The organism is Sedimentibacter acidaminivorans, assembly GCF_017873955.1.
Lineage (GTDB): Bacteria > Bacillota > Clostridia > Tissierellales > Sedimentibacteraceae > Sedimentibacter > Sedimentibacter acidaminivorans.
The window spans coordinates 307,598-333,418 of record NZ_JAGGKS010000001.1 but is presented as its reverse complement, the minus strand read 5'-3'; the positions used below and the strand labels follow the sequence as shown (position 1 = coordinate 333,418).

At 32.4% G+C, this 25,821-nt stretch carries 23 protein-coding genes and 2 pseudogenes; 19 read left to right on the top strand and 6 right to left on the bottom strand.

Translation table 11 applies throughout. The features are described 5' to 3' along the window. The first annotated feature begins 20 nt into the window (after positions 1 to 20). From rlmD to J2Z76_RS01415, 14 genes are all read left to right on the top strand, one after another. Positions 21 to 1,433 (top strand): 23S rRNA (uracil(1939)-C(5))-methyltransferase RlmD, encoded by a 1,413-nt coding sequence (rlmD, locus tag J2Z76_RS01480; protein ID WP_245210262.1) that lies wholly within the window; start codon positions 21 to 23, stop codon positions 1,431 to 1,433. Between the two features lie 6 nt (positions 1,434 to 1,439). Then, a complete protein-coding gene (locus J2Z76_RS01475; RefSeq protein WP_209510208.1) occupies positions 1,440 to 1,709 on the top strand; it encodes a hypothetical protein in 270 nt (89 codons plus the stop codon). Then, on the top strand, positions 1,685 to 1,897 hold the full coding sequence (locus J2Z76_RS01470) for a hypothetical protein (protein WP_209510207.1): 213 nt from the start codon (positions 1,685 to 1,687) through the stop codon (positions 1,895 to 1,897). The genes J2Z76_RS01475 and J2Z76_RS01470 overlap by 25 nt, the downstream gene beginning before the upstream one ends. A 46-nt stretch (positions 1,898 to 1,943) precedes the next feature. Next, complete coding sequence (locus J2Z76_RS01465; protein WP_209510206.1) at positions 1,944 to 2,303, top strand: BlaI/MecI/CopY family transcriptional regulator; 360 nt, start codon at positions 1,944 to 1,946, stop codon at positions 2,301 to 2,303. Next, on the top strand, positions 2,300 to 4,570 hold the full coding sequence (locus J2Z76_RS01460; RefSeq protein ID WP_209510205.1) for a DUF5301 domain-containing protein: 2,271 nt from the start codon (positions 2,300 to 2,302) through the stop codon (positions 4,568 to 4,570). The genes J2Z76_RS01465 and J2Z76_RS01460 overlap by 4 nt, the downstream gene beginning before the upstream one ends. A gap of 27 nt (positions 4,571 to 4,597) precedes the next feature. After that, the gene (locus J2Z76_RS01455; RefSeq protein WP_209510204.1) at positions 4,598 to 4,825 is read left to right on the top strand and encodes a helix-turn-helix domain-containing protein; all 228 of its coding nucleotides are present in this window, start codon (positions 4,598 to 4,600) and stop codon (positions 4,823 to 4,825) included. Further along, on the top strand, positions 4,794 to 5,123 hold the full coding sequence (locus tag J2Z76_RS01450; RefSeq protein ID WP_245210261.1) for a Fic family protein: 330 nt from the start codon (positions 4,794 to 4,796) through the stop codon (positions 5,121 to 5,123). The genes J2Z76_RS01455 and J2Z76_RS01450 overlap by 32 nt, the downstream gene beginning before the upstream one ends. A gap of 161 nt (positions 5,124 to 5,284) precedes the next feature. Further along, complete coding sequence (locus J2Z76_RS01445; protein WP_209510202.1) at positions 5,285 to 7,804, top strand: helix-turn-helix transcriptional regulator; 2,520 nt, start codon at positions 5,285 to 5,287, stop codon at positions 7,802 to 7,804. An 86-nt stretch (positions 7,805 to 7,890) separates the two neighbouring features. Further along, the gene (locus J2Z76_RS01440; RefSeq protein ID WP_209510201.1) at positions 7,891 to 8,148 is read left to right on the top strand and encodes a DUF2442 domain-containing protein; all 258 of its coding nucleotides are present in this window, start codon (positions 7,891 to 7,893) and stop codon (positions 8,146 to 8,148) included. Positions 8,149 to 8,165: 17 nt separating this feature from the next. Then, on the top strand, positions 8,166 to 12,743 hold the full coding sequence (locus J2Z76_RS01435) for an S-layer homology domain-containing protein (RefSeq protein ID WP_209510200.1): 4,578 nt from the start codon (positions 8,166 to 8,168) through the stop codon (positions 12,741 to 12,743). Between the two features lie 349 nt (positions 12,744 to 13,092). Further along, on the top strand, positions 13,093 to 13,500 hold the full coding sequence (locus J2Z76_RS01430; protein WP_209510199.1) for a molybdenum cofactor biosynthesis protein MoaE: 408 nt from the start codon (positions 13,093 to 13,095) through the stop codon (positions 13,498 to 13,500). A 301-nt stretch (positions 13,501 to 13,801) separates the two neighbouring features. Continuing rightward, a complete protein-coding gene (locus tag J2Z76_RS01425; protein ID WP_209510541.1) occupies positions 13,802 to 14,662 on the top strand; it encodes an AraC family transcriptional regulator in 861 nt (286 codons plus the stop codon). A 193-nt stretch (positions 14,663 to 14,855) separates the two neighbouring features. Beyond that, positions 14,856 to 15,092 carry an AbrB/MazE/SpoVT family DNA-binding domain-containing protein gene (locus J2Z76_RS01420; protein WP_209510198.1) on the top strand — a complete coding sequence of 79 codons (237 nt, stop codon included), beginning with the start codon at positions 14,856 to 14,858 and terminating at the stop codon, positions 15,090 to 15,092. A gap of 41 nt (positions 15,093 to 15,133) precedes the next feature. Then, a complete protein-coding gene (locus tag J2Z76_RS01415; protein WP_209510197.1) occupies positions 15,134 to 16,312 on the top strand; it encodes a macrolide family glycosyltransferase in 1,179 nt (392 codons plus the stop codon). 144 nt (positions 16,313 to 16,456) lie between these two features. Here J2Z76_RS01415 and J2Z76_RS01410 read toward each other — a convergent pair whose 3' ends face one another. Next, complete coding sequence (locus tag J2Z76_RS01410; RefSeq protein WP_209510196.1) at positions 16,457 to 17,320, bottom strand: NmrA family NAD(P)-binding protein; 864 nt, start codon at positions 17,318 to 17,320, stop codon at positions 16,457 to 16,459. A gap of 141 nt (positions 17,321 to 17,461) precedes the next feature. Between J2Z76_RS01410 and J2Z76_RS01405 the strand changes: the two genes are divergently transcribed. Next, on the top strand, positions 17,462 to 18,427 hold the full coding sequence (locus J2Z76_RS01405) for a helix-turn-helix transcriptional regulator (RefSeq protein WP_209510195.1): 966 nt from the start codon (positions 17,462 to 17,464) through the stop codon (positions 18,425 to 18,427). Here the strand turns inward: J2Z76_RS01405 and J2Z76_RS17030 are convergent. Then, the gene (locus J2Z76_RS17030; protein ID WP_425347550.1) at positions 18,363 to 18,542 is read right to left on the bottom strand and encodes a hypothetical protein; all 180 of its coding nucleotides are present in this window, start codon (positions 18,540 to 18,542) and stop codon (positions 18,363 to 18,365) included. The genes J2Z76_RS01405 and J2Z76_RS17030 overlap by 65 nt on opposite strands. Before the next feature lie 183 nt (positions 18,543 to 18,725). On the opposite strand from J2Z76_RS17030, the gene J2Z76_RS01400 reads away from it, so the two are divergent. Beyond that, positions 18,726 to 19,388: a DUF1905 domain-containing protein gene (locus J2Z76_RS01400; RefSeq protein WP_209510194.1), complete on the top strand. Its 663-nt coding sequence runs from the start codon at positions 18,726 to 18,728 to the stop codon at positions 19,386 to 19,388. 18 nt (positions 19,389 to 19,406) lie between these two features. Then, positions 19,407 to 19,859: pseudogene (locus J2Z76_RS01395) on the top strand (IclR family transcriptional regulator); the annotation flags it as partial. Positions 19,860 to 19,898: 39 nt separating this feature from the next. Here the strand turns inward: J2Z76_RS01395 and J2Z76_RS01390 are convergent. From J2Z76_RS01390 to J2Z76_RS01370, 4 genes and pseudogenes are all read right to left on the bottom strand, one after another. Next, entirely contained in the window at positions 19,899 to 20,180 is a 282-nt protein-coding gene (locus J2Z76_RS01390; RefSeq protein ID WP_209510192.1) for an FIST C-terminal domain-containing protein, read from the bottom strand. A 315-nt stretch (positions 20,181 to 20,495) separates the two neighbouring features. After that, positions 20,496 to 20,840, bottom strand: coding sequence for an aldehyde ferredoxin oxidoreductase C-terminal domain-containing protein (locus J2Z76_RS01385; protein ID WP_209510191.1), 345 nt, complete (start codon positions 20,838 to 20,840; stop codon positions 20,496 to 20,498). Further along, positions 20,813 to 21,837 (bottom strand): annotated as a pseudogene (locus tag J2Z76_RS01375) (aldehyde ferredoxin oxidoreductase N-terminal domain-containing protein). Before J2Z76_RS01375 ends, J2Z76_RS01385 begins: the two are co-directional and overlap by 28 nt. A gap of 232 nt (positions 21,838 to 22,069) precedes the next feature. Continuing rightward, positions 22,070 to 23,449, bottom strand: coding sequence for a tryptophanase (locus J2Z76_RS01370; RefSeq protein ID WP_209510188.1), 1,380 nt, complete (start codon positions 23,447 to 23,449; stop codon positions 22,070 to 22,072). A gap of 121 nt (positions 23,450 to 23,570) precedes the next feature. Here J2Z76_RS01370 and J2Z76_RS01365 point away from each other — a divergent pair, with 121 nt between their 5' ends. After that, on the top strand, positions 23,571 to 24,899 hold the full coding sequence (locus tag J2Z76_RS01365; protein ID WP_209510187.1) for a winged helix-turn-helix domain-containing protein: 1,329 nt from the start codon (positions 23,571 to 23,573) through the stop codon (positions 24,897 to 24,899). A 145-nt stretch (positions 24,900 to 25,044) separates the two neighbouring features. Continuing rightward, positions 25,045 to 25,818, top strand: a complete 774-nt coding sequence (gene ku / locus J2Z76_RS01360; RefSeq protein WP_209510186.1) for a non-homologous end joining protein Ku — start codon at positions 25,045 to 25,047, stop codon at positions 25,816 to 25,818. Positions 25,819 to 25,821 lie beyond the last annotated feature (3 nt).

Sequence of the window (25,821 nt, the reverse complement as noted above, 5' to 3'; positions counted from 1 at the left end):
TTTGTGTTGACAATAAGGATATGGATAGTATAATTGAAGTAAATAAAAAAGTAGGAGTAAACATGTTAGAAATTGGACAAATAATTGAAGTAAATATAATGGATATAAATTATGAAGGAAAAGGTGTTGCCAAAGTTGATGATTTTGTAGTTTTTGTTGAAGGTACTATAACTGGAGATTTTGTTAAAATAAAAATATCGCAAAAGAAGAAAAATTATGCAATTGGGAAATTGTTGAAAATAATTAAAAAATCTAATGATAGGGTTGACCCTTCGTGTAAATATTCTACTCAATGTGGTGGATGTAAGCTTATGCACATGGATTATAAAGAACAACTTATATATAAAAAAAATAGAGTAATAAATGAATTAAAAAGAACATCGGTAAATATAGATGAAACAATTATAAATGATACAATAGGAATGGAAGAACCTTTTAGATATAGAAATAAAACAGCATTTTCTGTAACTAAAAAAAATGATGAAATAGTTATAGGACCATATGAAGAAAAAACCTATAACACTGTAGATATAAGCAGTTGCATGCTGCAAAATAAACAAGCAGATGAAATTATAAAATTTTTTAAGAGTGCTATGAAAAAATACAATATAGAACCATATGACAAAAAAACAAGCAAAGGAATAATCCGTAATCTTGTAATTAGAAGCAATAAGCAAAATGAAATAATGTTGATTATTGTGACCAATACAGAATATTTTCCCAACAAAGATACAATATTAAAAGAATTAACATCAAAGATTAAGGAAATTAAAACTGTTGTTCAGAACATTAACAATAAAAATACAAACTTAATAATGGGCAATAAAAATATAACACTATTTGGAGAAGGAATTATTAATGATACAATTGATAATTTGATTTTCACCATATCACCAGATACATTTTTTCAAATTAATTCTCAACAAACGCAAAGACTTTATAAAATTGCTTTAGATTATGCAGAGTTAAAACCAGATGATATTTGCTTTGATTTATATTGTGGAATTGGAACTATCTCACTTATGGCAGCAAAACATGCAAAAAAGGTATATGGAGTTGAAATAGTAGAACAATCCATAATAAATGCTATAGAAAATGCAAGATTTAATCATATTGAAAACACTGAATTTTTTGCAGGTAAAACAGAGAAAATATTACCAATGCTTTATAATAAAAACATCGTGCCAGATGTTATAATATTAGATCCACCTAGAAAAGGTTGTGAAAAAGAAGTAATAGATACAATAATAAAAATGTCACCAAATAAAGTTGTATATGTATCATGTAACCCATCAACTTTAGCAAGAGATGTAAAGCTTCTGGAAAATGCAAACTACAAGTTAGAAAAAATACAAACAGTAGATCAATTTCCGTGGTCCACACACGTTGAGAGTATAATTCTGATGACAAATTGTGGTTCAGAGGAGAAATGATAAGACTTGACCACAACATATAGTGGTTTAAGGACGGAATTTGAGTCAAAAATCGGTGAGTTCAACCTGCAAACACTGAAAGTGCTTGTAACTTTTAAATTACAGCCAAAAACACTTACTGAAACAACTGCGGTATTCCTAAAATTCAGTGAAGAAAAAATTCCAATGGAAAAGCAAGGCACCGAGTTTGTGCTGACAAAGGATTTTGCAATCAAGGACGAAGTTTCCCCCACAATAACGATAATTTTAAAATGGAAACAGGACAGACACTTATAGGAAAAGTGGTATCTGAAAAAACTGATTGTATATTTTTCAAGGAGCTCAAGGAATGTTCAAAAATAATTTATGACATTCCTAAATTTATTTACTATGCTATTGGATATGCGATAGAGAATATTTTGGTTAAGACAAAGATTGGGATTCAAAGCTTTATTCTTCTTTACACAACGGGTTTATTGTGGTAGACTTAATTAGGAAGGTTTATCGAAATAAACTAAGGAGTGTAATATTATGGAAGAATTTAAACTTTTTGATGCGGAATACAAATTTTTAGATATTATTTGGGAGTTGGAGCCTGTTAATTCTACTGAGCTATCAAAAGTATGCTTAGAAAAACTAGGATGGAAAAAATCAACGACCTACACTATGATAAGAAAGTTATCAGAGCGAGGAATATTAATAAATGAAAATGCTATTGTTAAATCTCTAATAACTAAAGAACAAGTTCAAAAACATGAAAGCGAAACACTCTTAGAAAAATCCTTTGATAATTCACTTCCATCATTTTTGGCAGCATTTCTAAAGGATAAAAAATTGACAAAAAAAGAAGCTGAAGAAATAAAGAAAATGATTGAGGAGGCTTCGAAATGAGTAGCATTTTCTTAAAAGTTTTATACAGGAGCTTTACAGCGAGCTTTGCTGTCTTGGCAGTTATAGTTGCCAGATTATTATTAAATAAGGCTCCTAAGATTTTTTCTTATGCACTTTGGTCAGTTGTTTTGTTTCGATTAGTTTGTCCTTTTTCATTGGAAAGTGCTTTAAGCCTCATGCCATCAAAAGATAATCCGATGCCTATTGATATCGTTAACACTAAAGCTCCTGAAATAAATGTCACTAATAACATCATAAACAATTCAGTTAAACAGACTATTAAGGCAACACTGATTCCTGTGGATACAGCAGTGAGTATAAATCCAATGGAAGTTGCAACAGAAATAGCTTCTATTATATGGATATTAGGAATTATAGCACTTGTAGCATACGGAATAATTACATATATAAAATTAAATCATAATCTTTCTACGGCTACATTGGTTTATGATAACATATTTGAAACTGACCGCATTAATACAGCCTTTGTATTGGGTATTATTAATCCTAAAATTATAGTTCCTAACAATATATCTGAAAATGAAATGAGCTATATTATCAAACATGAAGAAATTCATATAAAACGCTATGATTATTTAATTAAACCAATTGCCTTTTTCATTCTTGTCATTCATTGGTTTAATCCTGTTATTTGGTTGTCGTACTATCTTATGGCAAAGGACATGGAGATGTCTTGTGATGAAAGTGTTATGAAGCATACGGACGAAGATATACGAGCTGATTATTCCAGGTCATTGCTGTCTTTTTCAGTAAAACAAAATGGATTGTTAAGTCCATTGGCATTTGGGGAAGGTAACGTAAAATCAAGAATTAAAAATGTATTGAATTATAGAGAGCCATCCTTTTGGTTTGTTATTCTAGCTGCTGTTATTGTTATTGCTGTGGCAGTATCATTCGGGACTGATTCAAAATCTCCAATTACAAAAGATGATTCTTATAAATTTAGCGGAACTTCATTTGTAAAATTGGGGGATAAATATTTTATTTCTGAGGATACGCCGAAAAATAAACAAGAAGAATTAATTTATCTTGATTTTCTTTATTCTGTTAATGGAGAAATTTACAAGAAAAAAGATATACTAGCCAACATTGAGCCATTAAGGATCAGCCTAGAAAATGAAAGCGAGAACACAGACCAGGAAAATTACACCAGTTATGTATTGCATAGTTTAAGCACTGTACCTGGTAAACAATCTCAAAATGTTGAACAAATAATTGAAAAATATAATTTAACAGAATATGAAATAATTAATGCAGTATATACACAAAAGCATAGTTTTAATAAATCATTGTATCTTCCTCAATGGGGGGATGGTGTTTATTCTCGAAATTATATTGTTGGAAAAAGTACTGAAGACGATACATACAAAATTTATGAATTTTTAATGCCCTTGGAAGTTGGCAGAGATTCAGAAGTTAATTCAGCATTGCTGTCAAGCAGTGTAAAGTTATATGGTTATGAAGACTATGATTTGGTATTTACAAGAGAAATAATTGATACCAATGCTAAGATAGATACAATATTAAAGTTAAACAATGGAGATCCTACTGGAGAAACTTCTTACAGTGATATTCCAAAGACTCCATACTTTATTAAAATTGAAATTGACAACAATGGGGATAATAAAGAAATATATTATGTGTACAAGATACACTCAAAATACTATGTTGAAAAGCCATATGAAAAAATTAAGTTTATTACATATGATGACTATAGGGATATTCATAATCTTAGTTATGTAGGCACAGTTCCAAATCCCATATATTCAGGTATTGTAGTTTCTTCTTTAACTGATGAAGAATATTCAGCATTAGATAAGCAGCAAGTAGATAATCCTGAAAAAGCTGATTTTAGAAAGGTAAATTATAGATTGTATATTGAATATCCTGATAACATCAGTAATAAGAAGGTAGAATTACCAAATTTATATCCTTTAATAGATAAAAATGGTGAAAATAGATTTTGGTCGTCAGGAAGCTCCTTTGGTCAGGATAATGAAGCTGAAAATTTTGCAATATATGAAAATGAACTGATAATTTATGTGAGGGGACTAAACAATGTTGATATTAGAAATATGTTTTTCTTAAATGATTCTATAGGTTCCGTTACCTGGACTGATGAAATTAATAACCGTATACAATATGGATTCGCGATTGGAGATGAGATTGTATTTGAAGATGAAATACTAAATAAGATAAGTAATTTAGAAGAAATAGGTTTTTTCAAAAATATTATTCCGATATAGGTTTAAAATGATTATGGGGTGAAATTGATGAACTATATAAGTATAAAAGAAGCAAGCAAAAAATGGAGAATAAGTGATAGCAGAATACGAGTATTATGCCGTGAAGGTCGAATCGAAGGTGCTGTTAAGATTGGCCGGAATTGGTCAATACCTTCCCATGCTTCTAAGCCGATTGATGCAAGGGAGGTTATTAATAAAAATTACTTTGGATTAGAATTTGATTTTGGATATATTGATTCACTTAAAACTTATTGAAGAATATTATAATAATTGGATAGATTACCATCCAGTTGTAAGGGCAACATTATTACATGGTGAATTTGTAAAAATTCATCCCTTTATTGATGGAAACGGTAGGACATCAAGACTTCTACTAAATTTTGAACTAATGAAGAATGGATATACTCCAATAATTATTAAAAATGAAGATAGGGTAAAATACTACGATGTATTGGATATTTCACATACAACAATGAACTATGAACCTTTCATAAAATTGGTATCGGAATTGGTAATAGAATCAGAAAAACTTTGGTTATCAGTATTGGATTAATTTACTGAGTTTGTGGTATAACATTTAAATCAACTACTCAACTTAAAGTGTGTTTTTACGTTTAAGGAAACATATCGAGGTACTGAAAAACAAATTAGGGTTGAGTGGATAGCATAGATAAATTCGTATGGTTGAGGAGATATTTAAAGGAGGCGTTTTTATTGAATTATAATCTTCGTTTAAATCAAATATACATAACTGAACGGCTAAAAAGAAGATTAGACGAAATAAATAGACATCCAGTTGCAACTATTATTGCACCAATGGGTTTTGGAAAAACAACAGCAATAGATTGGTGGGCAAAAAAACAAGTTAAAAAAGAAAAAGATGCTATAATACTGCGTCAAATGATAGTAACTAATTCCATAACAGATTTTTGGACAGGTTTATGCAGGGTTTTTAAAAAATACCCTATATTGGAAGAACAAATGAAAGCTTTAGGATTTCCCAAGGACCCAAGAAGTATTTCTATATTTTCAGAATTGTTGGAGGATACCTTTGCTGAAAGCGACATTCCGATTTATTTAATAATCGATGACTTGTATATACTGAGACAACAGGAAATATTACCTCTTGTTGTCTTTCTTTCCAGAACTATGACAGAAAAATTCCATATAATATTTCTATCTCGCAATCAAATTTTTGGTGAAGAAGATAAGATGCGTCTGGGAAACCTCCTGTGTGAGATAACTGTGGAAGATTTGAAACTTAAAGAACAGGAGTTGTATGGCTATGGCAAATATTGCGAAATTCAGGCTGATAAGGAAGAGATAAAAGAACTATCTAAACTCTGTGAGGGTTGGATTTCCATGATCTATTTAAATTTCAAATCCTACGTGCAAAATGGCACTTGGCTTACAAATACTGAAGATATATTTACTTTAATCAATAGGATATTACTAGATCCACTGCCGGAAAAAAGTCGTGAATTCCTTATTCTTTGCGGGATGACTGATGAATTTACTAAAAATCAGGCTATATATCTGTGGCAAAACGAAGAAGCTATAAAGTTACTTGAATCCTTGACCAAAAACAATGCTTTTATAACTAAGAACGATTGCGGAATATATAGATACCATCATATGTTACAGCAATGTACAAGGCAGAAGTTCTCTGAAAAGTCGGAAGATTACAGAAAAGAAAATTATTCAAGGTTAGGTCATTTATATATTAAGTCAGGGGAATATATCAAAGCATATTATACATTTTATAAAGCAAAGGATTGGAATGGAATATTTATCACCATAGAAAAAGATAAATTGAAAAGTCTAAACACTGAACATAGCCAGGACCTTTTCAAGTGGGTAAAGGAATGTCCTGAGGAAATTATATTGAAACATCCTTCCGCCATTACTCCGACTATGCTAAAGATGTTTTCATTTCACAATATTCCTGAGTTAAAAAGAATGAAGATGTTATTGCTTAAATCTTTAGAACAAGATAAGGTACTAACCCAAGAAGAAAAAAACAATCTTTTAGGAGATGCAGAAGTATCGGAAAGTTTCCTTAGTTATAATAATATATCTGCAATGAGTGCATATCACAGAAGGGCAAATTCTTTACTTAGCAGAACATCCTTAAGTGTAGACTCAAGGGGTGCTTGGACGTTTTCGGCTCCGTCTGTTTTTATGATGTACCATCGAACTGTAGGTGGGGCAGATAAAGAAAATGAAGAGATGAAGGAATGTATGCCCCATTATTATCAAATATCTGATGGACACGGCAATGGTTCAGAACATAGTTTTTTAGCTGATTTATGCTATGAGCGGGGTCAGATTACAGAGGCAGATATATCAAATCGTATGGCAATGGCAGCAGCTAAGAGAAAAAATCAGTTCAGCATAATGATAAATTCAAGAATTCTATCTATGAGGATGGCTGTTTTAAAGGGAGATGTAGAAGAAATAAAAAACTGCAGTGAAGACTGCAGAGAATGGTTATTGAGGGAAAAACAATATACCCTTATAAATACGTTGGAGATTAGTCAAGGTTTTATATATTCTTTATTAGAACATCTTGAAAGTTCACCTAAGTGGTTTTTAGAAGGAAGGTTATCGGAAGCGCTTGTTATGTTTCCCGCTTTGCCAATGCTTCATACTTATTACAATCAGATTTTGCTTGCAAAGGGTGAGTGGACAGAAGTAGTTGCAAGATCTGAAGATTGTAAAAGTATATACAGTGCGTACAATAATGTAATGTGCCAAATTTGGCTGCATATACAATTATCAGCCGCATTAGAAAAACTAAATAAGCATAATGAAGCATTAGATGAGCTAAAATATGCATTAAATATGGCAGCTCCCGATCATATTATAATGCCTTTTGCAGAAAGTGAAGTTTATATAGGAAATTTGTTGAAGGAACTCAAAGAAAAAAATATACACCAAGAGGTAATGAACAATATAGAGTCCTTATCAAAAGAATTCAAAAAAGGCAAGGAAAAGATACAAGAAAAATGTTGGGGAGAATATGAGGACTATGGATTATCTAAAAGGGAGTTGGAAATAGCAAAATTAGCAGCATTGAGAAAGACTAATATGGAAATAGCAGAAGAGTTGCACTTAGCTGATGGAACGGTTCGAAATCAATTATCACGGATATTTGATAAATTAAACATAGACGGAAGTACAAAGAATAAGCGAACAAAACTTGATGACTTACTGAAAATAAAAAAACAGTGACAAATAGTCACACTACCAAATAAAAGCACCACTGTATAATTACTACAGTGGTGCTTTTATTTGATAAAATTTAAGGAGGTGGGAGTATGAAAGGACAGCCCATTGAATCGGTGGAACCTTTAGATGACGGGGTGTTAAAAATTACTTTTGATACAGGGAATTGCGTAACTTTAGATATGAAGCCTAAATTTAAAGGCTTTCGTTTTGGTGTTTTAGAAAACTCTGCAATATGGCTGTCAGTGGACACAGATGGAGGATTTGTCCACTGGTACAAAAATGGAGTACCTGTGGGTGAACTTGCCTACAATGAGATAATGCAAATGATATTAGGAGAATCATATTAAAAAAGGAGGGGAAGTAAATGCAAAGAAAAATCATATCAATATTTTTGATAATTTCTATGGTTTTGACTATAACACCTGTAAAGGCATATGCGGTTGGTGGAATTAGTCAGATACAAATTGGAGTTTATGCATCGCTTGATGCTACAAAAGATCAAAACGGCAGTGGTTGGAGCTGGGTGGCAGCAACAAAGACTTTTACATTGTCAGGTAATATGGGCGATAGGATAATGTTTTATGGTGAAGATGAAATAAATTTTGTTGCGGGTGAAAATGTAAGTTCAAATTATATTCATTATGGAGACGGTACACTTAATATAATCAGAGGAAATCTTACCGTTAATGCTACAAACGGTGATGCGATATATGCAAACAAACTTGTGGTTAAAGATGCCAATATCACTACAAAAACTTCAGGGGAGCTTGCATGTGGTATGAAATCAAAGGATGATATAGCTATAAATAACAGCATTGTTACATTCGAAGAAATAAGTAATAAATCTAGTGGTATGAAATCTTTAAACGGAAACATTGTTATTACAGGTTCCGCTATTAAAACTGCATCAAATGTATCTTTTCAAGGTATCAGTGCATCAATAGGCAGTGTTACCATATCGGGTAATTCCGAAGTGAAATTAAAAAGTAGTTCAAATTGCTCCATATATTCTGATACTCTTAATATTACAGACAGCAACGTCAAGGCATATGGCGGTGATAATAGTGATGCAATTTATACAAGAAATGGTGTAAATATCACGGGAGGCACTTTAACAACAGGAGAAAGCTCCAATAATGGAAAAATTAATGGAAATCTAAACGTAAAGGGTTCGGATACAAATGTTACGGTAAACGGTAATACAAAAGGTAATCTTACCGTTGAAAACGGTAAAGTAAATGTAACAGGTACTGTATCAGGCATACAAACTGTGACAGGAGGTACCGTTTTTGTAAATGGGCTTTCGTTATTTTCTAATCTCATTTCAATAACAAAAGGTACATCCGATTATGAAAAGGCAGTGCAAGGTATGACTGTGAAAATTACTGCCAATGATGCAGCCACAGGATATATGTTTAAGGAATGGGAAATTACACCAAGCGTAACTTTTGTAGATGGCACAGAAAAGGATGACTTAACAGTTAAATTTACAATGCCAAATGAAGCTGTTACAATTGTTGCTATTTATGAAGATAATTCAACAGCATATAAAGGTGATGAAACAGAAATTGATATTTCAAAATTAAATAAAAATAAAATTTCAAGTTCAAAATGGGAATATACCGGAACTGTGGATACTCCAAATAAACTGTTAACTTTAAAAGAGGGAAACATAACCTTAACAGGAACAAATAATTCTTTGTCGGTTAAAGGACCTGATAACGGCAAAATTATTTTTAATAATGCCCATATAATCAGTTCTGGCACTAAGATGTTTGCTTTTGCGGGAGCCAGCGTAGATGCAGCACTTTTTAACGGAGTGAATTATAACTCTGAATATGATATGGAATTAGAGTTAATAGGTGATAACAGCCTTAAAGCTGATTATAGTCTATTATCCACAAAAGATTTAAGCTTAATTGGTACAGGAAATCTTACTATAACAGGTGGTGGTAAGGGTATTGATATAGAAGGCAAAAATTGCACCATAAATGGTCCATCTATTACAGCTTCTGCTGATAGTGGTAAATTCCCCATGGGTATTTATGGGGGCGATGGAAGCAAGTTAGATATACAAAGCGGAAGCTTATATTTGGATAATTCTACAGGAAACAATTATTCCGCTGCTCTAACAGATAATGGAGATACCTTAACCGTAACAGTAAGTACAGGTGCTAAATTTATTACCAAAGCAGGAGTAAACAATGAAGGCGACCCTAGCAGAGATTTTTGGTATGAAGCAGGCACCCAAAGCAATACAACTGTTACAAATAATGGCGGAACGATATATATAGATGGAGATGTAATGGGAAAGGCTGTAAATAACAGCGGTACATTTGAAGTAACCGGTTCAGTGGCACAACAGGAAGGTATTATTACTAAGCCCATATTAAACGATGTAACCGTGAATATAAACAGTATATATGATAGTTCCGAATATTATGATGTGAGTGAAAGCGAAGGGAAAACCATTTTAACGGCAAAGAAAGCTGCAAACTTTACACTGACAGGCAAGAATCCTAGTGCTATATGGATAGATTCAAACAATCTGTCCACATATACTTTTAATAATATGACTATTAGTAAATATGAAATTAGTGCCTATAATGTGAAAATTTTAGGAACTAATAATTGTGGAGGTACGGAGTTAGCGGGAAATATCTCTGGCTCTCACTATACCGGAAATGGAATACTTAATGTAAACAGTAGCTATGGAAATAATACAGATTCCATTGGTCTATTGTCCGATGATGGTAGTTTAAATATTGATGGACCTACTATTAATATTGAGGGCTTTTCAATAGCAGCAGATAAATTAGTTCTAAAAAGCGGAAGTTTTAATTCAAAGGGCTTTGTTCGTGGAATTGAAGTACAAGGAGGAAAGGCCTATATAGACGATGAATATTCAGATGGATATCAAAGTGAATGGCGAGTAAAATATAGTGGCGGTCTGCTTCGAATTTCAACAAATGGGGTTTTAAATAAGGATGCTGATTACACTAAACCAAGTACCAGTATAATATTTGATGAAGATGGTGGCACAGATGTAAAAGATATATATTTCTGGGGTGATACCACAGGTGAAAGTATCTTAGAACCAAACACGCCGACAAAATCTGAATACAACTTTGGTGGTTGGTACTCTGATGCAGAGTTCAATAACAAAGCTACATTCCCCTATACCATCAGTGGAGATAAAACCTATTATGCAAAATGGAGCAAAGAAGAACCTACAAAGAAATACAAATTAACAGTAGTAGCTGGAACAGGAACAGGTGAATACGAAGAAGGAGCACAAGTCACAATAGAAGCAAACACAGCCCCAGAAGGGAAAGAGTTCTCAAAATGGAATGTAGAACCAGAAGTAAGCTTCATAGGTGGAACAAACTCAGTAAATCCTACAGCAAAGTTTAGAATGCTAAAGAGTGTTGTTACAGCTTCAGCAATATACGTGAATGTATCAGAACCTACACAGGAATATAAGATAACACTTAATACAAACTATGGCACAATGTCATCTACAAGTAAATTTACAGAAAATGGCGGTAAGCTTGCTAACTTAACTGCTTTAGCCAGAAAAGACTATAGATTTGAAGGTTGGTTTACTAAACCAAGCGGCAGTGAAAAAATAACGGCTGAAACCGTATTTAAACAAGATACTATAATATATGCTCATTGGACATATGTAGGTGATTCCGGCAGCAAAGATGATGGCGGCTCGTCATCAGTTCATACAGTACCAACAGCTAAAACAGAAACTACGGTTACAGGCAACACAGCGGTCATAACAGTCGCTACAACTGTGGATGACAAGGGAAGGGCTACAAGCAAAGTAATAAAGGAACAGATAAATGAAGCTATAAAAATGTCAAAGGAAGTATCTTTAAAAACTGAAAAGTCTCAAATAGATATTAAAATTAGTGGAGACAAGGGAGCAAGTGTAATTGAAACAATTATTCCTGAAATTTCCATTAAAGATATTTCATCTGGGAATCTTGACAGCTTAACTATTTCCAGCGGTGTTGGAAGTATTACATTTGATGAGGCTTCCATCGGTACGGTATCTGATTCAGCTGCAGGTGATGTAACAATCACCATAGCAAAAGCTGATATTTCAAAATTCTCTGATGAAATTAGAGAAAAGATAGGAAAACATGCACTATATGATTTTAGTGTTAAAAAAGGAAGCAAGGACGTATCAAAGTTTGGAGGAAATGTCACAGTATCGGTACCATATACTCTGAAAGCAGGCGAGGACATAAATGCTATCATTATATACTACATCAATGACAAAAATGAACTTGAAATAGTAACAAATGGCCGTTATGATGACAAAACGGGAAATGTGGTGTTTACCACAAACCATTTCTCAACATATGCAATAGGGTACAACAAAATAAGATTTAACGATGTAGCTGAAGAAGCATGGTATCAAGGAGCTGTAACCTTCATAGCTGCTCGTAATCTTACTTCTGGCACGGGAAATGGTAATTTCAGTCCTGACGCACCACTTACAAGAGGTCAATTCATAACATTGTTGTTGAAAACATATGAAATAAAAGGGTATGAAAGTTTCAAAAATAACTTTACTGATGCTGGAAATACTTATTATACTGATTATTTGGCAACGGCAAAGAAATTGGGGATATCAGAAGGTATTGGAAATAATTTTTTTGCACCTGAAAAAGAAATAACCAGGGAGGATATGTTTGCAATGTTATATAACACACTTGAAGTGACCGCAAAATTACCAAAAGTGGTGTCTGAAAAGGGTTTATCAGATTTTTTCGATAGCGGCAATGTTGCAACATATGCACAAAAAGCAATGAATTATTTAATTGAAGCAAATATTATAAGTGGAAACAATAGTAATCTATTGCCTAGAGAAATTACAACACGTGCTCAGATGGCACAGTTGCTGTATAATCTAATGGAAAAATAAAATTTTTTTAGATAAACAAAAGTGACCGGATTTTTTGCGGTCACTTAATTTTTTATTATGCGATAGCCTAAAAAGGCATAATTTTCTTAAATTTGTTATTTACTACTACAAATCTGCAAACTATTTTTTTATATTTGAGACCAGCAGCTTCAAAGGTTGCTAGGTAAAAAGCTTTCAGGAGAGGTTGCTTTTATGAAGAATGTTGGGTTTGAAGTGTATAAAGAAATTAGCAATTTTGGTTTGCCGACTTCAAGATAAACCAATTGTTGACCATTGAGTAAAATTATGATAGTATTTTTGTACTATTTAGTTATTATTTTCAAATTATTATTATAAGGAGAACTGTAGGATGAATTATGAAAATTTAAAAAAGCAATCACCCTCTATTGATGAATGGTTAAAAGAGGCTAAAAATGACCCAGTATCTTTGCAGGAAGGGATGTTCTTGGTTCATAATGGCGTTGTGCGTCAATCACCTAAAGCAAAGGTTCGACAGGGTATTGACGATGGTTCATTGGTAAAAGGAATGGAATTTGTATATGATGCCTCAAAGGTTGATGTATTTATTGAAGAAACCTATAAGATGGACGGAATTTTTCATGTCAGAGTTTGGTTAAATGAAGGGTATCTTAAACTGGGTGATGACATAATGTATGTGCTTATAGGTGGTGACATCAGACCGCATGTTGTTGATGCCTTGCAGTTTCTGGTAGGAAAGATTAAAAGCGAATGTGTTACAGAAATAGAGCAAAAATAATAAACCGCACGTGATATAGTAGTAAAAATACCATGCTAATGGGACTACTCCATGGTCAAAAGGTAAGATGATGAATAGTCAACCTGAAGGTTATAGGGAATGGTATAGACCCGATGGCACTATGACAATGCGCTTCTGTGGAGGCGTCATTACAAAAGAGAAAATCCCTCAAATTATAGACATTTAAGACATAAGAAACTTCACCATGTGCTATTTAGTTTTAAAACTCTCAAATTAGTGCAAAAATTGAGAGGATTTTAATGTGAAATTACTATATGATTTAATTGAAGGAGATGATGTGATGGAATGGATATCCAGATTAAATGAAGCAGTGGATTATATTGAAGAAAACCTTGACAAAGAGATCAGTTATGATAAATTGGCACAGATTGCGTGTTGTTCAACATTTCATTTTATAAGGATGTTTTCTTATATTGCAGATGTTTCACTTTCTGAATATATAAGACGAAGAAGGCTGACAATGGCAGCTTTCGATTTGCAAACTGGAAGAGAGAAGATTATTGATATAGCCCTTAAATATGGATATGACTCACCTACAGCTTTTAATAGAGCTTTTCACAATATCCACGGTATTTCTCCGACTGCAGCAAGAAAACAGGGAGTATCACTAAAGGCATATCCTCACATCAGCTTCAAAATAGCAATTAAAGGAGATAGTGAGATGAATTACAAAATTGTAACAAAGGAAGCATTTAAGATTGTTGGAGTGAAAGAGCACTACAGTATGAATGTTGATGAATGTTTTGCAGCAGTACCATTGTTCTGGCAAAAGACTATACAAAGTGGGGTTGTTCCAACAATACTCAATCTGATTGACAAGGAACCGTTTGGATTGTTAGGAGTAAGCACCTGCATGAACGGTAAGGATTTTGATTATTACATTGCAGCAGCCACCGACAAGGATACACCTGAAGAGTTGACAGAATATACTGTACCTGAATGTACTTGGGCAGTTTTTGAATGCATCGGTGCTATGCCTTCCGCCATACAGGTATTGCAAAAACGTATAGTAACAGAATGGCTACCAACATCAGGTTATGAATATGCAAATGCTCCTGACATAGAGGTTTATTTTGAAGGAGATCAGCAATCACCGGATTACAAATGTGAGGTATGGTTGCCTATAACAAGAAAGAAATAATCTTTATAAATTTAAGGGAACACATATCAAAGGTGCTTTCAAATATCATAAGAAAGCACCTTTTTTTATTTTATTTTATATATTTGTTGACAGTTAAATATTTGTAGAGTATTATCAATACAAGAGGTATGATTTGTATTACAAGTAATACTTGTAGTAAAAAACAGAAATAGATTGAATGGGAGATTAAGAAATGAAAGATAACAATGTAGACAAAACGAAGGAAAAGCCAGAGGGAAAATATATGAGTTCTGTTAAGGTTGGTTCAAAAGGACAAATTGTTATTCCTAAGGAGGCACGAGAATTATTTAATATTCAACCAGGAGATACACTTGTTTTGCTTGCAGATGTTGAACGTGGAATAGCTATACAAAGGTTTGATCTTTTTCAGAAATTTTCAGATCAGGCATTTGGCAAGGAAGAAATTTAGTTTTTATTATCTCTAAGTTATAACAAAGAATAGGAGTTATTATGAGTAAAATAGTGTTTTTTAGTATTCCTGCCCATGGTCATACAAATCCAACTATACCAGTAGTTCTGGAATTAACAAAAAAAGGACATGAAGTTTGGTACTACTCTTTTGATGTGTTCAAAGAAAGGATTGAGTTCGTTGGAGCAAAGTTTATTAGTTGCGATGAATATTTGCCTGAACTACGTCCTGAAGATGAAAAAAAGATTGGAAAAGATTTTGCTGCTTTAATTGAAATGGTTGTTGTTTCTACAATTAATTTAGATAAGAAGGTGTGCCAAGAGTTACGAGAATTCAAGCCAGATTGCATTGTTTCGGATTCTGTATGTTTCTGGGGAAAGCTATTTGCTGAAAAATTAAATATTAAGTATGTATGTTCAACTACAACATTTGCATTTAATAAATATTCAGCAAAATTGATGAAGCCTGGCATAGGGGAATTAATACGTAGTATTGTTGGGATGCCGCGCATTAATAAAAAAATAGAGCTTTTAAGAGAAAACGGCTATAATGTTAAAAATTTTATATCTATCATCCAGAATGATAATGATACAAACACAATAGTCTACACTTCCAAGGAATTTCAGCCTATGTCTGAAACGTTTTCGGATAAATATGCGTTTGTGGGGCCTTCTGTAGCAAATACGGAAACAGAAGAACAAAAAGGTGAACGCAGAACGGTTTATATATCATTAGGTACTGTATTGAATAAAAATAATAAATTTTACGAAAATTGCATTAAGGCATTAAAGGAATGTGATGTAAATGTGATTATGTCTGTGGGTGAAAAAACAGATATTTCTGATTTGGGGGAAATACCGAATCATTTTCAAATAAAACATAAAGTAGACCAAATTAAAGTGCTAAAAAAATCCGATGTTTTTCTTACACATTGTGGAATGAATAGTGTAAATGAAAGTTTGTACTATGGTGTACCTATGGTGTTATTTCCGCAGCATAGCGAACAAGGATTGGTTGCAGAACGGACAGCAGAACTAGGCGCTGGAATTATGCTTAAAGGGAATAACCCAAAACATATAAAAGGTGCAATTGAACAGGTATTAAATGATGATGCTTATAAAGAAAATGCGAATAAAATATCTTCAAGTTTTAAAGTTGCCGGAGGTGCAAAAAAGGCAGCAGATATGATTCTAATGGTTATAAATAATAAAGAGTATTAAGCTTATAGAAAAAAGATTATTATTACTTTCAACAAGGAAAAATAACCGGTAAATATAACCGATTATAATAATTAAAAGTTTGGGCAAATCTTTAGCGTCAATTTAAGCTAACAGATTTGCTCAATTTATTATTTAATTAAAAATCTAGTTGTTTGTTAAGTTATTTATCAAATATTTTTTAAAATCTGTGTAAAAATGAATTGGATTAATGGTTTCGTTTTTTGTTTTACCATCAATTACTGCTTGTGTCATAAGCATGAGATTTTTTGCTCCATCTTTTGAGAAACCTGCTTGTATCAATGTATTTTCCCATTCTTCAGGCAGTACTTGCTGTACTTCAACATTTCTATTTAATACATCTCCAAATATTTTTGCTATGTCCAAAGAACTATAAAGCTGTTGCCCAGCTATTTCATATATTCGTTCTTGACTGGTATTACAAATCATTACATTTGACAAAAATTCAGCAACATCTGGTGGAGCAATCATAGACACCTTCATTTCAGGTGGAAAAAAGGTTGGTAGAATTCCATAGTTCTTAACTAAATCCAAATACCCTAGCCAATTACTGAAATAATAAGCAGGTCGAACATAAACTTGTTCAATATTAATTTCAGAGAAGGTATGTTCCAACATATATGAAGCCTCTAGATTACCTGCTTCTGATTCGATATGCGCCCCACTGGATGATAGCCCAACAATTTTAGTAGCCCCGGATTGTAAAATAGCCTCTCTGTAATTGTTTAAAAGAATTTGAGTTTCCTTTGAGAAGTTATTGCATTCAGGATTTTCAGGTGTTAATAGAAAAACTGACTTTCCTCCATAGAAAGCTTTTTTTAATGCTTCTAAATCTGTATAATCGGCAATAATAACCTCAATGCCCTTATTTTTTAGTTCCTGTGCTTTTAAACTATTTCGGATCACAACTCTTACTGGCTGGTCCTTCTTTAAAAGATTATCGACAAGCATTGAACCTATCTGTCCTGATGCACCTAATACTATATTCATGTTATCTTCATCTCCCTTATAAGCTATTGTTTAAATTAATATTAAGGTTATCTTCTTAATACAGTTTTATTCTATCGTATAACCTTGACAACAGTATGTCATAGTTATATGATGAAATAAAATTATAAAGGATTGATAAAATTGAAGATAGACAGGCTAATTTCCATTATTATGATATTACTTGAACGTAAAAAGATTAGTGCAACTAAGCTTGCTGAGATATTTGAAGTAAGTACCAGGACTATATATAGAGATATAGAAACGATAAACTCAGCAGGTATACCTATAATTACTTATCCTGGGATTAACGGTGGTATTGGAATTATGGAGGAATACAAAATTGACAAGAAACTATTTACTACTTCAGATATTGCAACTCTTTTAATGAGCCTTGGTAGCATTTCACGTGCAATAACAAATGACGAAATTATTAGTACTATTGCAAAGGTAAAAGGCTTAATTCCAAATGAACAGATTAGGGATATTGAATTGAAGTCAAGCCAAATCACTATTGATCTAGCACCATGGATTGGAAATAAGAAGCTGCAGCCCAACCTTGAAAACATTAAAAAGGCACTGGATGAGAAAAAGTTTTTATCCTTTGAATATTCAAATAGTTCTGGTAAAAAAAGCAACCGTAAAATTGAGCCTTACAGGTTAGTTTTGAAGGAATCAAATTGGTATTTACAAGGTTACTGCACTTTTAGATGGGATTTTCGTATTTTTAAACTATCTCGTATGTCATCGCTAGAAGTTATAGACGAAATTTTTATTCCACGTGAATTTGATAATAAACCATTGGGTGTCTGGGACAATATAAAGAAAAACATTATTGTAATAAAGCTATTGGTGCATGAATCCCTAAGAGATAGGATGGTAGAGCACTGCGGAGAAGAAAGTATTCAGCCTTATGGGGAAAGTAAGTTAATCGTAAACTTTCCATTTGAAGAAAATGAATTTGGATATAATATGTTGCTTAGTTATGGTGACAAATGTGAATGCCTTGAACCTGCACATGTAAGGGAAGAGATAATTTGTAGAGTTAAAGATTTATTGAGAGTTTATAATTATTTTCTGAAACTTCCAACGTTTTTGGAAGACCTCTAAAGGATGAAAAGTAAACAATACCTTTATTTTGATGATTATAGCAAAAATTTACTACTCTAACATTGGGTATATTATTTAAACTAGTTGCTAAAGCAATTTTATTAGTCTCTTCCATTACTCTGTTAAACTCTTGTATTAGTTATCTGTTATAAAAAGAATGTTCGTACAGTCAATTTTTATTTGAAAGAAGGATTTGTTCCCATAATGAACAAGTAGATGAAAATACAAAATGAAATACCTATGCAGTGGAAAAAGTAATGACACCAATTTAAAATTAATTATGAAAAGAGATTAAACTATGAATTATTCATTTAGGTCAGTTTATTATAAAGAAGGAAACAGAATATTCATTAAAATTCCATTTAATGTTTGGGAAACATGTAAGAAAAGAGGAAATATTCCTGTTAAGGTTGTTATTGAAGATATACCTTTTGAATGCAAACTTATACCAAAGGGAAATGGTGATTATGTTATTCCAGTTAATAAGGATGTTATTAATAAGTTGGATTCAAGAAGTGAATACAGTGTTCATTTTACTTTACTTAATCAACTTACTAGAATAAATAATAGCAGCCCTTATAACAAAGATAATCCTATAAGAATTATTGATAGTATAAGCTATAAGAAGCAACCCGATATTGGTTTTTGTGGGCAGACATGCCTTGCAATGCTAGCTGGTATTTCAGTAGATGAAGTTATTAAATTAATGAAAAGTAAAAAATGGCAGGCAAGTATAAGCAAGGTAATTGAGTCGCTTGACTATTTTGGATTTTCCCATGAAGAACCCGTTTACACTTATGGCCAAATGGTTGAATTTCCAAAGTGTTGTATTATCAATGTAAGAGGTTATGAAAAAAGTCATCTTATAGTCTATTTTGATGGTATATTCTATGACCCTACTTCTGATGTTACTAATGATTATAAGTATGAAAATATAATAAGCTATATTACTATTAATTAATATAATCTTACATCTCATCTTGGAGTGTTAGATGGCTTAGATGTTGTTTATATTGAAAAATTAGAAACTTATTCACATATGAGATTATATAAACAAATTGGTTATCGGACACCAGCATATTGCTCATCCCTTGGAAAGTGTTTATTATCATCACTTTCTGAAATGGAACTAGAAGAGATAATGGCAAATTGTACATTTGAACGATTTACTGCAAATACAATTTGCGACATAAATAGTTTTAAAAAACACCTTCGAAATATTAGAATTCAGAAATGGGCTATGGATAATCAAGAACAAACTATTGGACAACGTTGTATTGCAGCTCCAATATATGATTATAGAGGAGATGTTATTGCTGCTGTTAGCGGCAGTGGTAATTTAGAACAGCTCCCAGATGAAAAAATAAATGTTATAGCTGACTATATTGTTAATATTGCTATTGAAATATCAAAGAGGCTTGGATATAAGTGAAAAAAATCTATCTGCAACTACAGATAGATTTATTTGCTGTTATTTTGAAAATCCTGTAAAGGATAGCATTAGCCCGCCGCAAGTATTAATGCCATCTTGTTCGTAACCATATTCACCAAAAGTGAACTCTACTATGAATGGTATATCTCCAGCTGCAGCTTTAATTTCTTTTGCTACTTCATCAATTCTGCTATCTATGCCGGCCCTTCTACCTCCACAGTGTACTAAGTGAAATGCACCTGCATTTACACTTAATTTTTCTTTTGATTCGTTTAATGTTTTTCCAGTAGATGCTATAAGTTCATCCAAAGAGCTTTCCATCTTTTAACATGAATTTCCTCCTTATATTTTAATTTATTTGATTTTAATATTTAGCCACCAGCTAGCAGTGGGAGAACAGTTAAAACGTCATTATCTTCTAGTACGTAATTAATATCTTGCTTTTCGTTATTAACAAATAGTGTATATTTTATATTTGTGTCCTTCAGCAAAGATAAATCTAGCAATTCTTTTATAGTCTTTCCTGCTCCATCAACTATTCAAAAACCTTTATCATCTTTTTCTGGCATTTTATTTATTAAAACACCGAAGAATTTTATTTTTACCATGAGGCAACATCCTTTGCTTATGATTAGTCTATGGCAGAAGTGGAATATAATCTTGGAGGTCTAAGTCTTGAAGCGTTTCAGGTGTTGGTATTCCATTTTCATCCCAGCCTCTTAATTTGTAATAATCACTTAACATATTATCAAAGTCTACAGGGCTCTTTCCAGCCCTTCCTCCTATTATTGCTGCCTGTAGCATTTTTGGTGGGAGAGTATCATCTTTTCTACTTAAACCATCTCTAACGTTTATTAGTCTTTGTAACGCTATGCCTCTTTCTGAAGTTTTAAGAAGCTCCATGTTTGAATAGTCTAAGACAGTAGTTAATTTTAGCTCTTTTCCAATTTCAGTTATTGTAAGTCCGCCATTGTTAACCATAAATTTGGCACCATACCTATTTCTTTTTCGCTTAAAAATCCTGATTCATAGCACTCAATAATAAAACCAATAAATGCTCCTAATGAGACAGTATCTACTCCCATTCTATTTGCTTTATTGTTTGCTATTGCGATTGCTTCTAAATCCTCTAATAAAAGAGAAGAGCCTAACATTCCAAGAGTTTCAATTCTGGTCCGTTACCATCAAGTATACTGCCATCTTTTAATTTTAAATGAATATGTCTATGGCATCCTACGGGACAATTTTGACAAGGAAGCGGTTTAACATTCAATAGTTCTGTATATCTTGGTGTACCTATCATTTTGGCACCATGATGCCAAATGTCACCTCGCCAGTATTTAATTGGAACATCTCCAAGTTCTTCTAATGGAACCATAACATCTGGAGTTCCTCCACCGCCTTTTGCAGTTTCATGGAGTCTTCCCATTAATTCTTTAGCTAAATTTTGAGCTCCTTCTAAATCTACTACAGGAACTTGTTTTGTACCCCATACAGCTATAGCTTTAAGGTTTTTAGAACCCATTATAGCGCCTGCGCCACCTCTTCCAGCAAAAGAATGTCCATCACAGCTTATGCAAGCTATTGGGTTTAAATTTTCACCAGCTGGACCTATGTTGATAGCATTTATTCTTTTATCACCTAATTCTTCTTTTATTATTCTTGATGTTTCTATTGTATCTTTTCCCCATATTGAAGATGCGTCTCTAAATTCAATTTTGTCGTCATTTATATAAAGATACACTGGATTTTCAGATTTGCCTTCAATAATTAAAACATCATAACCAGCTTTTTTTAATTGAGGTGCCCAAGCACCAGTGCCAGCTGAATCTAGAAAAGATCCAGTAAGAGGACCTTTGGTAACTACAGTCCATTTAGCATTTCCAGGAAAGTTTACTGATTGCATAAAACCAAGGGCAAATATTATTTTGTTTTCTGGAGACAATGGGTCGATTTTGGGTTTTACTTCATCTAACAGTATTTTAGCTCATGATACAACAATATGGATGCAACTGCTTAAAAATCATTTCAGTTATCGCAACAACTTGACAGCATGACAAAACAATGCTGTCAAAAATTACAGACGGCGAAGAAACTCAATAAGAGATAAGTTTCTTCGCCGTCAAAGCAACAGCATTGTAGCATTGTATTGTTCCACTATCATTTTAATAATTCATAGTTACATCAAAGAAAAAGCAGAGAACATAATTCTATTTTAGTGGTTTAAGTTTTGCTGTAAAGTGTCTTAATACCTTTGGTTGCCATGTAATTTCATAGCCTTTTATAGTATGAGCATTATCTCTAATATTGATTAATGCTTCTGCAATCACATCTAGATGAGCTTGTGTATATACTCTTCTTGGAATACATAGTCTAGTAAATTCCATTTCAGCTTCTGGTTGTTCACCAGTAACAGGGTCTAAATCTAGCATATATGAACCAATGTCACAACCTCTTATACCAGCTTCTAAGTACAATTCACATGCCAATGCTTGACCTGGGAATTGAAAATAAGGAATGTGTGGTAATAATTTTTTAGCATCTACAAATATAGCATGCCCACCTACAGGATATTGGAATGGAATACCAGCTTCCTTTAATAAATCTCCTAAATATTCAACTTGCCCAATTCTATATTTTAGGAAGTCATAATTAGTTCCCTCATACAAACCTATAGCAAGTGCTTCTAGGTCGCGTCCAGCTAATCCTCCATATGTAACAAAGCCCTCATATGGAACAGTATATCCTTTAACTGCATTGTAAAGCTCCTCGTTATCCTTGATTCCAATTAGACCGCCCATATTAACTATAGCATCTTTTTTTGCAGACATAGTGAATGCATCAGCATATCCAAAAGCTTCTCTAGTTATATCAATAATTGATTTATCTTCATATCCTTTTTCTCTAGTTTTGATAAAATATGCATTTTCAGCAAATCTTGCTGCATCAATAACATATGGAAGATTATATTTTTTAGCTATAACAGCAGTTTCCCTAATGTTTTGCATTGAAACGGGCTGTCCTCCAGCCGTGTTGTTAGTTATAGTCATTATGATCATACCAACGTTTTCACTACCAACTTCATTGATAAATGCTTCTAAACGCTCTAAATCCATATTTCCTTTAAAAGGTGCATAATTTACAGTATCTCTAGCTTCTTTAACTACTAGATCTATAGGTTTAGCTTTACACAATCCTATGTGTCCACGTGTAGTATCAAAATGCATATTAGATAAAGAGTATTGACCTTCCTTTAATAAACAAGGAAACAAAACCTTTTCAGCAGCTCTACCTTGATGCACTGGTTGTGCAAATCTATAACCGAAAATATCTTTTACAGCATCCATAAGCCTATAGTAAGATCTTGCACCAGCATAACTTTCATCTCCAGTCATAATTCCAGCCCATTGAGTATCGCTCATAGCACCAGTTCCACTATCAGTTAAGCAATCTATGTAAACATAGTCGCTTTTTAATGAAAATACGTTATAATTACCTTCTTCTAAATATTTTTCTCTTTCTTCTCTAGTTGTCATTTTAATAGTTTCAACCATTTTAATTTTAAATGGCTCTGCTACATATTTTTTCATGTTAAACCTCCTATTATTATACAATTTATTTTTATAATTATAACATAGATTTGGCTGTCTGTATATTGACTATAAATTGTCTTTAATATATAATTTATAAATACCAATGATGGAGGATTTTATGAATTTTAAACTTTGTTTAGTCGGTCATTCAAATTATATAAATGATTTAGAGACAGTTATATATCATAATTTTTTTAATATTGAAGTATATAAGGTTATATTTAATACTGATGTAGATATTAAATTTGCTATTTTGGAAATAGAGAAGAATATAAAACATTGTGATGCCATTCTATATACCGGGATAGAACCTTTTTTGTTGATATCTCAAAGGATTAATAATAGCATAACATCTTCATATGTTTCAATAAAAAAGCAAGACCTTGTTCATTGTTTACTTAAATCCACAAATAAATTTAATTTTAATATTTATGATATCAGTATTGATTCTATGGACTATAATTCTATTGTTGAAACATATAATTCTTTATCCCTAGACACGAGAAATTTAAAAGTAAATATTGTTGAAATTAAAACTAAAGAATATAATTTTGTATCTAAGGCAGAACAAGAGCACACTAAGAATTATAAAAACAAGTTATCATCTATATGTATAACAAGTATAACGGAAATTTATAATAATTTAAAAAAAAATAATATTCCATGCGCATTGTTAACTCCTAGTATGGAAAATTATATATCGAAAGTTAAAACCCTTATATTAAGGGATAAAATTAAAAAGACGGAAAATAATGAAATTTCTATAATAACTATAAAAATTTCTCAAAACAGTGATTTTTATGTATTGAATAATAATGATTTGCAAGAAATATTAGAAATAAATGTGGCATCACAATATATTGCAGTGTTTTGTCAAAAATTAGAAGGAGCACTTTATACGATTAACAATAATAATTATGTAATTATATGTAATAGTAAAAGGTTAGAGTTATTGACAGACAATTTTAATAATATTGAACTTCTTTCTCAAATACCTAGAGATACAAGGTTTGTAATTAATATAGGGGTTGGATATGGCGAATCCTTATCGGTAGCTAAGAAGCATTCTTTAATAGCTTGTAATAGGTCAAGTTTATATGGTAATGATACAGCCTTTATAATGTATGAACAAAAAAATATTGTTGGACCTATAAAAAATACTCAAATAACAACAATAGATGAAAAAATGTACAATGAACGTTTAATTGAAATATCCAATAATTCAAAGCTAAGCATTAATACTGTATACAAAATTAATTGTATAATTAAGCAATCAAATAAACGTGAATTTACAGCACAAGAATTAGCATTAGAATTAGGAGTTACAGTGAGAACTGCTAATAGAATTATTTTGAAACTTGAAGATGCAAAGTATTTAAAAGAGGTTGGAAAGCACATAATTGAAACAAGAGGTAGACCAAGTAGGATTGTTAAAATTGTGTTTTAGGGGATTTCTCTATTTTATATTGATAGATGATGGTCTTAATTAAAAACAGGTATTCATATTCCTATATCTATTATTTGTTTGCTCTAAATAATTTATTGATTTATGGTGATAATAATGATAATAATTTATGGAGGTGTTTCTAATTATGATATCACGTAAATCGGTAATAACTTTTGGTATGGTTGCAATTCCCATTGCAATGTACACAACCACTCAAGATAATGACATTCATTTCAATCAACTACATATGGAAGACAATAGCCGTGTTCGATACAAGAAGACTTGTGCACACTGCGGTAAGGAGATTACTGCGAAAGACATTGTAAAGGGATTCGAGTATGACGAGGACAAGTATGTTGTTGTCACAGATGATGAGATTGAGAAGATTAAAACTGAAAAAGAAAAATCCATTCAAATTCTACATTTCGCTCAATTAAATCAGATTTCCCCTGTTTATTATGACAAAACCTATCAAGCTGCTCCTGAAGCAGGAGGAGAAAAGGCCTTTGAGTTGTTACGCTCCTCGCTAATGGCTGAACAGAAAATAGCTATAGGTAAAACTGTTATGGGCACGAATGACACATTGATGGCGATCATTCCAAGGGAGGACGGTATCCTTGTTTCCACGATGTTCTATGCCGACGATATCAAAGGGATTCAAAAACAATATACTAAGCCCGAAGTATCTGAGCAGGAGCTTAATATGGCAAAAACACTGATTAATTCTATGGATACTCCATTTGATCCCGAAAAATATAAAGATGAATATCAGACGAGACTCCGTGAGCTCATTGAAATGAAAATTTCTGGAAAAGAGGTTGTTGCCACTGAGCCCGACAGTAAGGGCAAAGTCATTGACCTAATGGATGCACTCAAAGCAAGTGTTGAGAAAGCTAAAAAAGATAGAGAGTCGGCATGATTT